This is a genomic window from Hymenobacter sp. UYCo722, assembly GCF_040547115.1.
Classification (GTDB): domain Bacteria; phylum Bacteroidota; class Bacteroidia; order Cytophagales; family Hymenobacteraceae; genus Hymenobacter.
Genome location: NZ_JBEPPC010000010.1, coordinates 85,407 through 98,689 on the forward strand (window position 1 = coordinate 85,407; position 13,283 = coordinate 98,689).

The 13,283-nt window shown below is 63.8% G+C and carries 5 protein-coding genes; 1 reads left to right on the forward strand and 4 read right to left on the reverse strand.

Translation table 11 applies throughout. From position 1 onward, the window contains the following. Position 1: 1 nt before the first annotated feature. The 3 genes from ABIB44_RS19080 to ABIB44_RS19090 form a co-directional block, all read right to left on the reverse strand. The gene (locus ABIB44_RS19080; protein WP_354586275.1) at positions 2 to 3,520 is read right to left on the reverse strand and encodes a PAS domain-containing protein; all 3,519 of its coding nucleotides are present in this window, start codon (positions 3,518 to 3,520) and stop codon (positions 2 to 4) included. Positions 3,521 to 3,753: 233 nt separating this feature from the next. Then, positions 3,754 to 3,945, reverse strand: coding sequence for a hypothetical protein (locus ABIB44_RS19085; RefSeq protein ID WP_354586276.1), 192 nt, complete (start codon positions 3,943 to 3,945; stop codon positions 3,754 to 3,756). 268 nt (positions 3,946 to 4,213) lie between these two features. Continuing rightward, positions 4,214 to 7,042 carry a PAS domain-containing hybrid sensor histidine kinase/response regulator gene (locus ABIB44_RS19090; protein WP_354586277.1) on the reverse strand — a complete coding sequence of 943 codons (2,829 nt, stop codon included), beginning with the start codon at positions 7,040 to 7,042 and terminating at the stop codon, positions 4,214 to 4,216. A gap of 349 nt (positions 7,043 to 7,391) precedes the next feature. Between ABIB44_RS19090 and ABIB44_RS19095 the strand changes: the two genes are divergently transcribed. After that, entirely contained in the window at positions 7,392 to 9,740 is a 2,349-nt protein-coding gene (locus ABIB44_RS19095; protein WP_354586278.1) for a PAS domain-containing protein, read from the forward strand. A gap of 98 nt (positions 9,741 to 9,838) precedes the next feature. Here ABIB44_RS19095 and ABIB44_RS19100 read toward each other — a convergent pair whose 3' ends face one another. After that, on the reverse strand, positions 9,839 to 13,078 hold the full coding sequence (locus ABIB44_RS19100) for a PAS domain S-box protein (protein ID WP_354586279.1): 3,240 nt from the start codon (positions 13,076 to 13,078) through the stop codon (positions 9,839 to 9,841). Positions 13,079 to 13,283 lie beyond the last annotated feature (205 nt).

Genomic DNA, 13,283 nt, shown 5'->3' on the forward strand with positions numbered 1-13,283 from the left:
GCTAGGAGAATAAGGGCAGGGGAATGCGCAGGCGGATGTGGGTACCAAACTCGGGCGAGGAGTCCACGGCCACGGTGCCGCCGAGCAGGGCCACGGCTTGGCGCACGGTGCGCAGGCCCAAGCCTTCGACCACGGTGCGCGGGTCGAAGCCGTGGCCGTTGTCTTCGGCCCGCAGACTGACGCCGCCGGGCAACGTTTCGAGCTCCAGCAGGGCCTGGGTGGCCCCGGCGTGCCGCACAATGTTGTGGACCAGCTCCTGCACTAGCCGAAACAGGGTGACCTGCACGGGCTGCGGAAGCGGCAGCTCTTCGCCCCAGATTTGACACTCCACCAGCAGTTGCGGCGTGGATAGGTCCCGGCACACGTCGCGCACGGCGGCCACAAGGCCAAACTCCACCAGCGAGGTGGGCACCAGCTCGTGGGCCAGGGTACGGGTCTGGCGCATGGCGTCGGCCAGCAGGCGGTCGGTTTGCTGGTGCAGGCCGGCCAGGGCGGGCAGCGCGCGCAGGGCGGGCGTGTCAAGCTGGTCGAGGTGCAGCTTGGTGGCGTAGAGCACCTGGCCCAGGCCGTTGTGCAGCACTTCGGCCAGCCGCTGCCGCTCGGTTTCCTGCGCCTGCAGAATGCCCAGCAGCAGCTCCTTGTGCCGGTCCAGCTTCAGAACCAGGTTTTCGGCCTCCAGGCGCTGCACGTCGCTCACGTCCAGGCACACGCCCAGCATCCGCTCCGGCACGCCCGGCGCGTCGGGGATGGGCACGGCCTTGAAGCGCACGTTCTTCACCGCGTCGCCCACCCGCAGGCGCAGGGGAGCATCAAAGTGGCTGCTGCCGCTGGCGACGGTGCGCAGCAGGCGCGCGGCGGCGGGCCGGTCGTCGTCCAGCACGGCATCGAGAAAGGACTGGAGGCTGACGGGGCTGCCCACCGGCTGGCCAAAAAGGTGGTACAGGCCCTCGGACCAGGTCAGCTCGTGGGTACCCAGGTCGTAGTCCCAGCTGCCCATCGCGGCCACCGCTTCCGACTGTTGCAGCAGGGCGAAGCTCCTGGTTTGGGCCTGCTCCAGCCGCTTGCGGGGCGTGATGTCTTCGGCGGTGTAGAGCAGCCCGTCGCCGACTTTCACCCCCACCAGCCGAAACCAGTTGTTGAGGCCTTCGTGGGTGTAATGCACCTCCGAATCGGTGCGCCGGCCGGTCTCGACCACCGCCACGAGCTGCCCGAAAATGGGCGTGAGCCGGACACCGGGGTTCAGCTCGCCGAAGCGCTGGCCGACGACGGCTTGGCCGGGATAGTAGGCCTGGGTGGCCGGATTAATCAGCACATACTCAAAATCCAGGATGCCACCACTGGCATCGCGCACGGCCCGTAGCAGCAGGACGGTGGTGGAAACGGCATCGACCACGGACTGCAGCCGGGCCTGGCTCTCGCCCAGGTCGCGGGTGCGCTCGGCTACCTGCCGCTCCAGGCCGGCGTTGAAGGCGAGCAGCTGTGCCTCGACTTCCTTGCGGGCGCTCACGTCGCTGGCCACGGCGGCAATGGCCGTGATGGTGCCTTGGGCATCGCGCAGCGGGTGGTACACGAAATCAAGGTACACCGAAGTCAGCTCGCCGTGGTGCAGCACCCAGGCGAGCATTTCGCGGGCCACGTAGGGCGTGCCAGTGGCCCGCACGCCGTCGAGCAGCTCCCGGAAGCCCTGGTCGCGGACTTCGGGCAGCGCCTCGAACAAGGGCCGCCCCAGCACCTCGGCCGCCGCCCGCCCCCAGATGGCTTCCAGCTTCGGGTTGCAGACCTCCACCACGTAGTCGGGGCCGCTGAACACGCCCATTGCCACGGGGGCCTGCTCGAACAGCTCCTGCTGCCGCAGCTGCAGGGTTTCGCGCTCCCGGCGGGCCAGCACCTGCTCGGCCACGTCATAGGCAAACACGGAGATACCGGCGGGCTGGCCGTCTTCCTCGAAGCGCTGGTAGGTGAAGTTGAAGTAATGCATTTTGGGCGGCTGACCACCGGGCTGCGCCATCAGCAGCGGCACCTCCGTGCCGTAGAACGTCTCGCCCGTTTGGTACACGCCATCCAGCAGGTCCACGAAGCCCTGACTGGTCGTCTCCGGGGCCACCTCGTCCATTAGGCGGCCGCGCAGCTCCCCCCGGCCGGGATACAGCCGCTGGAAGGCATCGTTGTAGAATTCGATGCGGTGCTCCGGCCCCCGCAGCAAGGCAATCACGGCCGGGGTTTGCTCGAACATCCGGTAGAAGATTTCCCGCTCCCGCTGCCGGAGCTGCTGGTGCGTGCGCACGGCCCTCAGCTCGGCCTCCAGGGCCCCGGCGCGGGCGGCCGAGCTGAGGGCCGCGCTTTCCCGCAGGTTCTGCTCGGCCAGGCGGCGCGCCGATACGTTGCTGAACAGCACCGCCAGGTGGCCGGGCTGCGCCTCCGGCACGACTTCGGCCTCGAACCAGATGTCGCGCCCGACCACGTATTCCTCAAACCGCCGGGGCTCGCCGCTGGCCACCGCCTCGTCGTAGATGGCCATGATGTGGGGTTCGAAGCTGGGCACCAGCTCCCGAATCGTGCGGCCGGCCGCGTCAGCCAGGCCGGTGTGCCGCTCAAAGGCCGGGTTGACCACCAGGTAGCGGAAGTCGCTGGGCTCGCCCGGCGCGGTCGCCAGCTTTTCCAGCAGGCAAAAGCCCTGCTCCATGTTGCTGAACAGGGAACGGTAGCGGGCCTCCGAGTGGCGCAGGGCTTCCTCAGCCCGCTTGCGCGCGCTGCTGTCGGTGAAGAGCACACCCACCTGCCGGTCGGCGGCCGGGCCAATGGGGAAGGAATTCACGTCGAACCAGCGGCCCAGCGCCTCGGCGTATCCCTCGAAGCGTGCGGGCTCGCCCGTGCGGGCCACCCGGCCATGAATTTCGATGGAGAACACCTCCGTGCCGGGCACCAGCTCGCGCATGGTTTTGCCGACGACCTCCCGCAGGCCGGTTTGCGCTTCAAACGCCGGGTTCACTTCCAGGAAGCGGTAATCGACGGGGCGCTGTGCCTCGTCGAACAACACTTCCAGAATGCAAAAGCCCTCATCCATCGAGCGATAGAGCGCGCCGTACTTGTCGGCGGCGGCGCGGGCCCGCGCGTTATGCGCTTGCAGCAGGGTCTGCGCCGCCTGCTCGCGCGCGGTCACGTCCCGCAGCAGGTCGTGGGCGGCTTGTTGGGTTTCGTGCGCCTGCTGCTGCTGCTTCTGCGCCGTCACGTCCTGCCAGTACACCACCCAGCCGTCGCCGTGTTGGGCCCTGTTCATGGTAATCCATTGCTGGTGCTCCGGCAGGAAAAATTCGCCACCGGGCCGCACCGGGCCACTCGCCACCGCTTGCAGGGTTTGCAGCAGGTCGGCGGGCAGCGTACCGGCTATGGCGGAATTCAACCGCTTACCCAGCACCTCCAGCGGCTGCACTCCCCACCAGTGGGCCGCCTGCTCGTTCAGGCGCAGCACCGTGCCGTGCGCGTCGAGCACCACCACGCCCCAGGGCAAGCCTTGCAGCAAGGATTCCGCGTCTGTTCCACTCCCGGCAGCATGGCTATCGGACGAAGGAGCGGGAGGGCCTGCTGGCTCCTGGACAAAGGATTTAGGTTTGCGCATGGAGGACAAGGGGCAGCTGGGAGTCGCTGCTGGCCTGCTCTAACGGCTTGGGGAAAAATTACCGTTTCAGGTTTGGGCAGGAAAAATGCGGTGGAGTAAAGCGCCACCCACTGCAACAATATACCGGTTTTTAGCTGTTAGGCGGCATCGAGGGACAGGCGTACATCCGCCCAACTCAGCTCGCCGGCCACGTAGCGGGCGTAAAGCTGCCGGGCGGAAAGCGTGGCCTTGGTTTTCAGGTAGGGCAGGGCGACTTGCAGTTGCTCCAACACCCGCGCACGTTGCGCCGGGGTTTGGGCAGTGGGACCAAAGCGGGCGTCGTATGCCATAGTAAGGACCAAAAGGAGCGCAAGGGTACGCCCGCACAAAGGTCCGGCCGGGAAGGCTGCCATGCGTTGCGGTCAATACCAGAATGCAGTTGCGGATTATACCTAGATTTTGCAAAAGGAATAATAGTGCAAACCCGTCGCGAAGTCGTTTGCGCCGCTACACGCGCCTGCCTGTTTGCAACCCATTTCGTAATGAGCGTACCAACAGTTTTCTTGAACGCCTACAGGTGTTGTCTTAAAATGAAAGGTGCCTTGCCAGGGCTGGGTCTCATTTGGTAGAATTCACCGACGCCCCGGACCCCAGCACCCACTCATAAAGCATGCGCAGCAAGTCGTCTTCCTGGAAAGGTTTGCTCAGGTAATCGTTCATGCCCGCGGCCAGGCATTTGGCCCGCTCCCCAGAAGTGGCGTTGGCCGTCAGGGCAATGATGGGCAGGCTCAAGCCCAACTCTGTACGCAGCACGGCGGTGGCGTCATAGCCGTTGAGGACCGGCATGTGCACGTCCATCAGCACCGCGTCGAAGGATGGCGCGGCGGCCCGCACCGCGGCCACGGCCGCCGCGCCATCTTCGGCCTCCGTCACGTTCAGACCAGCGTTTTCGAGCGTGACGCGCGCCAATAGGCGGTTGAAAAAATTGTCCTCGACCAGCAGCACGCGTCGGCCGCGCAGGGCCGTGCGCCAGGGCCCTGCGCCGGCCCCGTTAGGCTGGGGCAGGGCCTGGGCCGCGCCCACCGGCAGGCGCAGGGTGAAGCGGGCCGTGGTACCCCGTCCCTGCTCACTGTCGAGGCGCAACTCACCACCGAGCAGTGCCACGAGCCGCCGGCTGATGCCCAGACCTAGGCCCGTGCCCCCGAAGCGGCGGGTCACAGACACGTCTTGTTGGCTGAAGTCGTCAAAGGCCCGGGCCAGGTAAGCCGGGTCGATGCCCACGCCCGTGTCTTGCACCGTGAAGGCGACTTCAGCCACCCCATTGGCTGGAGGCCGCACCAGCATTAGGCCCACCCGCACCCGCCCCCGCTCGGTGAACTTGACGGCGTTACCAGCCAAGTTGAGCAGGATTTGGGTGAGGCGGTGGGGGTCGCTGCGCAGCACGGCAGGAATCCCGGCACCCACGTAGGTAACTAACACCAGGCCTTTTTCTTCGGCTTTGTACTGCAACGTCTTTTTTACCTGGGCGCACACCCGGCGGGGGCTGAAGTCGACCACTTCCAGGTCGAGCCGCCCGGCTTCAATTTTAGAAAAGTCGAGGATGTCGTCGATAATGACAAGTAGGTTTTCGGCTGAAGCCGTGATGGCATGTAGGTAGGCCGCCTGGGGCCCGCGCAGCGGCGTGTTGGCCAGCAACCGACTCATGCCCTGGATGGCATTCATAGGCGTGCGGATTTCGTGGCTCATGTTAGCCAGAAAATCCTGCTTGGCGCGGGCGCTGCTTTCAGCCAAGGCTTTGGCTTCGCGTAGGCTGGCTTCGAGCGCTTTTTGCGGGGTCACGTCCAGGCCAATGCCAATGGAGCCGGTGACCTGCCCGGCCTCATCGTAGACTGGTGCTCCGCTCACCAGCAACCACTTGTTTTCGCCGCTCTTTGTGGTGATGGCAATTTCGTAAGAATCGGCGAGGCCCTTCTGCCGCAGCGCGTCTTTGCTGCGCAGCAGCTCCCGGCTTGGGCTTGTGAGCATGGGTGCGAAGACACCCTGCTGACCCTGGAGTTCTTCTGGACTGAAGCCGGTGAGGTGGTAGAAGCTCTGGTTAGCATAGAGCAGGTGGTCGTGCAAGTCGGTTTCGACCAACGAGAGTGACATGTTTTCGATGATGCCGCGGTACTTTTCCTCGCGCCGCCGCAGCTCGGCCTCGGCCGAGGCGCGGATGGTAATGTCTTCATATTGCCAGAGCTGCCCCACATAGTGCTCGTGGTCATAAACTGGGGTAAAGTCGCGCAGCAGAACGCGCCCGTCAAGCGGGCGCAGCACGTCACCCACCACCGGCCGGCGCTCGCGCAGCAACTCGGCCACGCGGGCCGCGTACAGTGCCGGCTCCTGCATGAACATGCCCACGACGTCGGTCAGCCCCGACCCATCGCGGGCATCAAGCGCCCGACGGGTGAGCGGCTGGTGCAGCAGATTTGCCAGTGCGTCGTTGGCCAGCACGATGCGACGCCCTTCATCTTCGAGCACCACCCCCAGCGGCAGGTGGGCTACCACCTGGGCCAACCGCAGGGTCGATAGCTCCTCGGCCAGCCCCGCCGTACGTAGCGCCGTAACGTCCTCAAAAATGCCGCTGTATACCACTTCCGTCGCGTCTGCGCGCCGGAACGTGGCGCTGCCCCGCACCCAGCGCAGCGGTTGGCCAGGCACTTGTACCCGGCCTTCGTACACCCACGGGGCGCGGTCCCGCACCGCCACCAACCAGGAGTGGTCGAGCGCAGCTTGGTCTTCAGGCAGGGTGTAGGCGTGCAAGGGCTGGACGTCGGCAGCGGCCACGCCGAATACCTCCTGTACTTGAGGGCTCACGTAGCCAAAGCGAGCGAAACCGTCACGCGGCTTGTGCCATTCGAAGAGCACGACGGGCACGTTTTCGGCCAATAATTGAAAGCGGCGCTCACTTTGCGCCAATTGCCCCTGCGTGTGCTTCCACGCCGTAATATCTTCCAGCATACCAGCCATGGCCACTACCTGGCGCTGGGCATCGTAGAGGGGCTGCACTTTGACACGAATCCAATCCGCCTCGCGGCCGGGCTGGGGATTGCGTGCTTCGTACTGAAACGGCTGGTGCTCGCGCACGCACCGCTCAATGTAGGCAAGCGTCGGGGCATCGTTCAAAGCCGGGCGCACGAAGCGGCCGGCCGGCCGGCCCACCATGTCGCTCAATTCAAAGCCGCACAGGGCCGTAAAGCCTGCACTCACCCAAGTAACCAAGCCCGCGCGGTCAGCCATGACTACAGCGGGATAGAGCTCTTCCATGAAGCGTACTAAGCGCAGGTAGTCGGCCTCAGGCGCTTGGGCTAAAGCCAGGGCGGCGCGCAAGACGGTGATTTCAGCCGCCTGGCGCCGCGCGATGCGCCGCCACTCCAGAGAATTTGAAATGGATTTTTTGGCGCTCATGGGGCGGGGCAGTCACCCAGACCCAGGGATTGGGAGCGAAAAGCCGAAAAGGGGCCCTCATACCAAACAATAGCTGCAACCAGCGCCTGACGGAAAAGGTGCTGGTTATCACATGCAAGCAATCCTGTCAAATAATTGTTCAACCAGGCTAACTGCGCAGGGCACCTCATTTCGTTGTTGGAGTGCTGGGGTAAATCTCCTCTTGTATCTTACTGCCTGACAGATGCGTTTCAATTGATTAGCTTTTAACTTAGCCGATGTCATTTAAGAACGCCCCCATCTGCTGATACTATTCCGCTACTTGCAGCAGCTGTTGCTACGTGCCTTTTCCTCACGCTTTGCCTTGGCCATGGAAACCACTTCTACCCCGCTCCCTACCCAAGCTGAACTGGTAGCGGCAAATGATTTACTGCGCCAAGTGCTGCGCGAAACGCCGGCGGGTGTGGCCTCCTCGACTGGTCCCGAACACCGGCTCACGTATTTCAATGACCAGTTCCAAGTCAATGCCCGCGGCCGCGCCCAACTGGGCCAGCCCATTGGCAGCTGCTTGCCTGAACTCATGAGCCAAGGCTTTGTGCAGGTGCTCGACGGAGTATATCAAGGCGGAGCGGCGTTTACCCAGCACGCAATGCCCATTGATGTATTTGACCCAGTAACGCATCAACTCGAAGCCTGCTTCTATGACTTCACGTTTAAGCCGCTACGCGATGCTCTGGGCCAGGTTAAGGGCTTGGTGGCTTTTGCCGTTGATGTTACGGCCCAAGTCCGGAGCCAGCGCACGGCCGAGGGGTCGCTCAAGCAGCAGCAGGAATTTTACGAAACTTTGCTGCGGGAGGTCCCGGCCGGTATTGTGGCCTTTGATGCGGAACACCGCTACGTGTGGGCCAATCCTATCCTAAGTCTACCCGGGCAACCCACTGACTGGATGGTGGGCAAAACCAGCGCCGAAGCCTGCGCCGCGCGGGGATACGGTGCCGAAGTCACGGCCGAGCGTGACCGTCAATTTGCCTACGCCCTGCGCGGACGCTGCCAAGTAAGCTGGGAAGAAACGGTGCCCGCGCCCGGCGGCCCGCGCCAGTGGCTCCGGCACATGCGTCCGGTACTGGGCCCCGACGGCGAGTTTCAGTTGATGGTCGCTTCGGGACTGGACGTGACCGAGAGCCGCCGGGCCGAGGCCCGGGTGCGCGAGCAACGGGCGCTAATGCAGCATCTGCTCGATGCCGTGCCCAACCCAATCCGGCTGACCACTGCCACCGGGCAACTGCTGTTTCGCAACGTCGCGCAGGTCGCCGTGGCCCAGGCCACGATGGGGCGCCAACGCCAGTTTCTACGCGATGCATCCCAGGTGCCCGAGTTGCGTCTCACGGGGGCCGCTTTAGAGCAGGTACTCGCCACTGGCCACGAATCCGCGCTTGAAGTAGAATTTCCAATGGATAACGGCGAAGTGCGCGACTACCAGGTGGTGATGCGGCCGTTGCCGCAGCCCGACGGCACGGTGCAGGTGCTAACTGTGGCCACTGACGTGACGCCTCTGAAAGTAGCCCAGCGCAGCGCCACGGCGGCAGCGCAGGCCCAGGAAAACTTTCTGGCCACGGTGAGCCACGAAATCCGCACGCCCTTAAATGGGGTACTCGGCATGGCCGGACTGCTAGCCAACACGGACCTCAGCGCCGAGCAGCAGCGCTACCTCGACGTAGTACAGCATTCCGGCCAGCACCTGCTCGCCATTCTCAATGATGTGCTGGACATGGCTAAGATTCGCGCCGGCCAGCTGCACCTCGAATCCGTGCCCGTCGACCTGATTCAGGCCCTGCGGCAACCCGCCGAAACCCTTTCCTGGCAAGCTCACGAAAAAGGGCTTTCACTGGAAGTGGCCGGATTCGATGAGGCCCCGCCGGCGGTGTGCACCGACCCGGTGCGCCTGAACCAGGTGCTACTTAACCTACTGGGCAACGCCCTGAAATTTACCGAGGCCGGCCAGGTGAGCCTACATGGGGCTGTGTGCGCCGAGACCGCAGAAACCCTGACCGTGCGCTTTAGCGTGCACGACACCGGCCCCGGGCTGAGTCCGGCCGCACAGGAGCACATTTTTGAGGCCTTCGTTCAGGCTTCGGCCGACACGACCCGGCGTTACGGGGGCACTGGCCTCGGCTTGGCCATCAGCAGCCTGCTAGTGAATCAATTGGGTGGGCATTTGTCGGTGTGCAGCGAGCCAGGGGTCGGCAGTACGTTCAGCTTTACAATTATCTTCGCTAAAGCCCCGAAGTCAGCCGCCCGCGTGCCCGCCGCCCGAACGGATGCGACGACCGTCAGAGGCTGGCGGGTGCTGTTGGTGGACGACAACGCCCTGAACCTGGAATTAGCCACTGCCGTGTTGCGGCAAAATGGCGTGGAAGTGGACGCCGCAGTTAGCGGACCAGCCGCATTACTTTTATTCGAGCAGCACACGTACCACGCCGTGCTGATGGACGTGCGAATGCCCGGGATGAGCGGCGTTGAAGCCACAGTTTATATCCGCAACCACCAGGACCCGGGCCGGGCTGCCACGCCTGTGTTGGCTCTAACTGCGGACGCGTTTCGTGGGCAACACGAGCACTACCGCGCCGCCGGTATGAACGACGTGCTGACTAAGCCTTTCACCGAATCGGAGCTGATAAGTAAGCTTGTCGGAGCCGGGCGACCGCCCATAGCTGGCTAACGTGCTCATCCGTCACCGGGTGCTGCGAGCACGGTAGCCAGCCAGGGATAATCCAGTTGGCGAATGCCACCGGCTACTCCGTGCGCTGATAAAGCCCACTAACGTTGATTTGTGGGGCTTTCCGAAACTGGCACAACGTTACCATGGGGCTGCCCAGCCCAGTTAAACACGACGTTCAGCAGCGCCGCCTCCCGAAAGGGCTTGCTCAAAAAATCGTCCATACCGGCCGCCCGGCATTTGGCCTGCTCGCCGTCCACCACATTAGCAGTGAGGGCCACGATGGGCACGGCAAGGCCCAGTTCCTGACGCAAATACCGGGCGGCTTCCAGGCCATCCATCACGGGCATGTGCACGTCCATGAGCACGAGGTCAAACGACTGCTCGCGGGCTAGGTCCACCGCCAATTGGCCGTTTTCGGCTTCGGTCACAGCCACGTCAACTAATGCTAGAATGGTGCGGGCCAGAATGCGGTTGAACAAGTTATCTTCCACTAGTAGCACCCGCTTACCGCGCAGGGCCCGGCGCAGGCGGGGCAAATCTGGCGGGCTGTCGGGAGACGGTAAGTCATCGGCAGTGCCCACGGGCAGGCGCAGCGAAAAGCGACCGATGGTGCCCTGGCCGAGTTCGCTAGTCAAATGCAGCTCGCCGCCGAGCAGCTCCACCAGTCGCCGGCTGATGCCCAGTCCCAGGCCCGTGCCGCCGAACCGACGGGTCACCGATGCGTCTTCCTGACTGAAGTCGTCGAACACCCGCGCCAGGTACTTCGGGTCGATGCCCACGCCCGTGTCGCGCACCGCGAATTCCACGAGCACCTCATTGCCCGCGCCTGTAACCAAGGAGCAGGCGACGAATACCGAACCCTGCTCGGTAAACTTGACGGCGTTGCTGGCCAGGTTGAGCAGAATCTGGCCCAGGCGGTAGGGGTCACCGATGAGCACGGCTGGCAGCAGGGGGTTCACCCGCGTCACGAAGGCAAGACCTTTGTCCTCGGCCTTGTAGGCCAGGGTTTGGGCTACTTGAGTGAGCAGGTCGGCGGGCCGGAAGCCAATGGCTTCCACTGTGACCTGGCCGGCTTCGATTTTGGCCAGGTCGAGCACGTCGTTGATGATGACGAGCAGGTTATCGGCCGAGGTCGTCACGGCCCGCAAGTAGCCCGCGCGCGGTTCGCGCCGGGTGGTTTTAGCCAGCAGTTGGCCCATGCCCAAAATGGCGTTGAGCGGCGTGCGCATCTCGTGGCTTATGTTGGCCAGAAATTCCTGCTTTACCCGCACGCTCTCCTCGGCCTGAGCCTTGGCCTTGCGCAGGCTTTCTTCCAGATGCTTCTGGGGCGTCAAGTCTAAGTAGATACCGACAATGCCCACGACCTGCCGGTGGTCGTCGTAGAGCGGTGCCCCACTCACGAGCACCCACTTCACGGTGCCCGCCTTGGTAGTGATGGCCAATTCGTACGAGTCGGCGAAACCCTGTAGGCGCAACACCTGCTTGTCGAGCACCATCTGTAGACTCTCGCCCCGCAGAATGAGCGGGAGAAATTCTTGGCCCAGCAGCTCGGCAGGCGTGAAGCCGGTGATGCGTTCAATGCTTTGGTTGGCGTACAGCACCCGGTTATCCAAGCCTACTTCTACCATGCCTAGCTCCATGTTGTCGAGGATGCCACGGTACTTCTCTTCGCGCCGTTGCAGCTCCACGGCCGTGCGCACGCGCAGCGTGATATCCTCATAGCGCCATAAGTGGCCGATGCAGCGGCCCTGCACCACCAAGGGTACGTAGTCGCGCTGCAGCACCTGCCCGTTGGTGAGCACCAAGTGGTCGCCAGCCGCGGGCTGGCTGGCCGCCACTAGTTCGCGCAGGCGCTGGGCGTACTTGGCAGGGCGCCGGAAGGCCCGCTGCAGGCCCTCGGCTAAGCGGGCCCCATCCATGCCCGCGAGTTGCGGGGCGGCGGTGGGCAGGCGCAGCAAGCGGCAAAAGGCGTCGTTGGCCCGCACAATGCGGCGGTTCACGTCTTCGAGCACGATGCCGTCCTGAAAATTGGCTACCACCGCGGCCAGCTGAAGGGCTGAGGCCTCCAACACTTCGCGCGCCTCCTTCAATTGGGAAAGGTCCAATTGCGTGCCGGTGATGGCCTGCGGCCGGCCCGCAGCATCGCGCTGGGTGACCAGCCCGCGCGACAGCACCCACTTGTACGACCCATCGCGACAGCGCAGGCGGTGCTCGTTAGCGTACTCAGTGGTGTCGCCCCTCAAGTGCGCCAAAAATGCCTCCTCGGCCCGGGCCCGGTCGTCGGGATGCACCTGCTGCATCCAGGTTCCGGCCGCGTTGGGAAAGTCGGCATCACCGTAGCCAAGGATGGCCTTGTACTGAGGCGAAAACACCACCTGCTGCGTGGTCAGGCATACATCCCAGAGACCGTAGCCCAGCCCTTCCACGGCTTGGCGCCAGCGTGCCTCGCTTTCCTGCACGGCTTGCTCGGCTGCTTTTATTGGAGTAATGTCCTGCAACAACCCGCTTAACTGCACGCTGGCCGCGTCGCGGCCCGTGATGACGGCGTTGGTCTGGAACCAGCGCAGGGGTTGGCCGGGCACTAGCAACCGGCCGGCGAAAGCCCACGGGGTGCCCATGCGCACGGCCTGACCCAGGCTGCGCCGCAGAGGAGCCTGGTCGTCGGGGTGCACAAAGCCCATTAGCGCATTGGCTTCCGTGACGGCAATGCCGAAGAGCTCCGCAATTTTAGGGCTCACGTAGGCAAATCCCACCGTGGCGTCGGCCCGTTGGCGTAGCTCGTAGACGACACCCGGGACGTTTTCGGTCAGGGCTCTGAACCGGGTCTCACTTTCCCGCAGCTGCACCTGGGCGTTGCGCCAGTCCGTGATGTCTTCCAACTGCGCCACCCGGCGTACCACCCCGGTGCCTTCGTCGGGTATATACTGCACCTTTACCCGCAGCCAACCCGTGGGGCCGTCGGGACGCGGGTTGGGCACTTCGTACTGGTACGAGCGCTGCTGGCGCGCGGCATCGTCGATGTAAGCCAGCGTGGCAGCATCGTGCAGGCGCGGGCGCAATAGACTGGCCGCATCACCGCCCAGCACTTCGGGCAGCGGCAGCCCACATAGTGCCGTAAAGGCAGGGGTGGCCCACGTAATGCGGCCGTCGGCGTCGGAGAGCAGCGCCGCGGTACGCTGCTCGCGTGCCAGAAACTGCTCGAATAGGTTATCAGGGGCACCAGTATCCGCCGCAGGCTGTGCAGCTACGATTGCGCGCAGGGCCGCGATTTCAGCAGCTTGCTGGCGTGCGATGCGCTGCCAATTCGGGGTGGTCGAAGCGGGTTTCTTGGCGCTCATGCGGGCAGGGCACTCACCCAGGCCCGGGGGATTTGGTAGCGGAAAGCAGCAGATGTTGTCCGGATTTCAAGCCGTGAAATCCGGCAATTTTATGTAGAAAAGCTATTGATTATGACAAACAAGCGTTCACATCAGCGATTGTTTCAGACCCTGAATCAAGCTAGGTTCATGGCTTTTGAACTTGTACTTTGTTTCATACGGACCT

Bases quoted from the DNA above. Each gene is read 5' to 3' on its own strand.
- ABIB44_RS19085 (WP_354586276.1), bottom strand. From the start codon at position 3,945: ATGGCATACGACGCCCGCTTTGGTCCCACTGCCCAAACCCCGGCGCAA.
- ABIB44_RS19090 (WP_354586277.1), bottom strand. From the start codon at position 7,042: ATGAGCGCCAAAAAATCCATTTCAAATTCTCTGGAGTGGCGGCGCATC.
- ABIB44_RS19095 (WP_354586278.1), top strand. From the start codon at position 7,392: ATGGAAACCACTTCTACCCCGCTCCCTACCCAAGCTGAACTGGTAGCG.
- ABIB44_RS19100 (WP_354586279.1), bottom strand. From the start codon at position 13,078: ATGAGCGCCAAGAAACCCGCTTCGACCACCCCGAATTGGCAGCGCATC.